This is a genomic window from Bradyrhizobium sp. Ai1a-2, from assembly GCF_000426245.1.
GTDB lineage: Bacteria > Pseudomonadota > Alphaproteobacteria > Rhizobiales > Xanthobacteraceae > Bradyrhizobium.
Window position 1 is genome coordinate 1 of record NZ_AUEZ01000236.1, and the last position, 1,318, is coordinate 1,318.

Consider the following 1,318-nt stretch of genomic DNA (forward strand, 5'->3'; position numbering starts at 1 on the left):
TGCCAAAACCGCCGCGAGCGTCAATGATCCTCCGACTCGGCCGCCTCGTCTCATCTAGATTGACGCGCCGCTCTCATCCTGATTGTCGCGCTATAGTCGGCCGGCTGATAGGTGACGGGTCGATCGTCGAAGGCGGCGAGAGCCGTCTCGATCTCGCCAAGTCGCTGGTCAACCTCGTCGGGCAGCTCGGCTACGCTGTCATACTCGGCTTCGAGTCTGGCATATTCGGCGTTGAGCGCCTCGATGGTTGTCTGCTCTTCGGCCGTGAGATCAGCGGACACGCCGTCCAGATCGCGCAAGCCCTGGGTGTGGCCGTACGCGAAATCGGTTGCGGCGACCTCGATCCACTTCCAGCCTTCAGCAGCGATCGTTTCCGCCTCTGCCTTCAGCTTCTCGGCGACCAAGCGGTCGAGCAGAGCGACGTCCTCGAGCCAACCGCCGTCATCGGACTGGAATAGATCGCGCAGCACCGCGCCGCCGGCCGCCTCGTAGACGTCGAGGCCGACAAACACGGCCCGCCGATCTGAGGCGCGCACTGTCATCTCCGTCAGCATTCGGCGGATCTGATACGGCTCCCTCGACCACGACCCGGAGATCGCCTGCCAGACCTGCTCCTGGCGCGCGTGATCGGCGATGACGGTGAAAGCCATGAGCTGCTCGAGCGACATGCCGTCATCGGCATAGACATCGAGCAGTGCGGGCGAAACCGAGGCGAGGCGCAGGCGCTGCTTCACGACATTGACCGACGTTGACCTGCCACTGAACTTTCATCCGGCAGCAGTTAGAGTCTTGGGGTTTTGTACGCCAAGTGGCGCGGGTGGAGCAACGGACGATCGGCGGAGCTGGTCGGGGTTGCGTAGCCGACCGTCCGTTGCGGTGAGTTGGGCGGCATAGGCCGCGGGGGTGAGGTATTTCAGCGACGAGTGAGGCCGCCGGATATTGTAGTCAGCGACCCAATGAGCGATCTTGGCGCGGGTGTCGTCGAGATCGAAAAACAGGGTCTCGTTCAGCAGTTCATCACGCATCCGGCCGTTGAAGCTTTCGATGAAGCCGTTCTGCATCGGCTTTCCGGGCGCAATGAAGTGCCAGTCGATGATTGTGTCCTTGCTCCAGGCGAGCATGGCATTGCAGGTGAACTCGGTGCCATGGTCGGACACGATCATTCCTGGCTTGCCGCGTCGCTCGACGATCGCCGTCAGTTCGCGGGCGACGCGCCGGCCGGAGATCGACGTATCCGGAATAGCGCCCAGGCACTCCTTGGTCACGTCATCGTAAGCGCTCCTTTCTACGCACCTATGCAGTTGAGCGCGGGGATGGG

At 62.6% G+C, this 1,318-nt stretch carries 1 protein-coding gene and 1 pseudogene; both read right to left on the reverse strand.

Annotated elements, in window-relative coordinates; all coding sequences use genetic code 11:
• Positions 1-95: 95 nt before the first annotated feature.
• Positions 96-734, reverse strand: a pseudogene (locus tag K288_RS0143445) (DNA-binding protein); the annotation flags it as partial.
• Between the two features lie 33 nt (positions 735-767).
• The coding region (locus K288_RS49210) for an integrase core domain-containing protein (RefSeq protein WP_152535993.1) at positions 768-1,318 on the reverse strand (551 nt) is incomplete at its 5' end.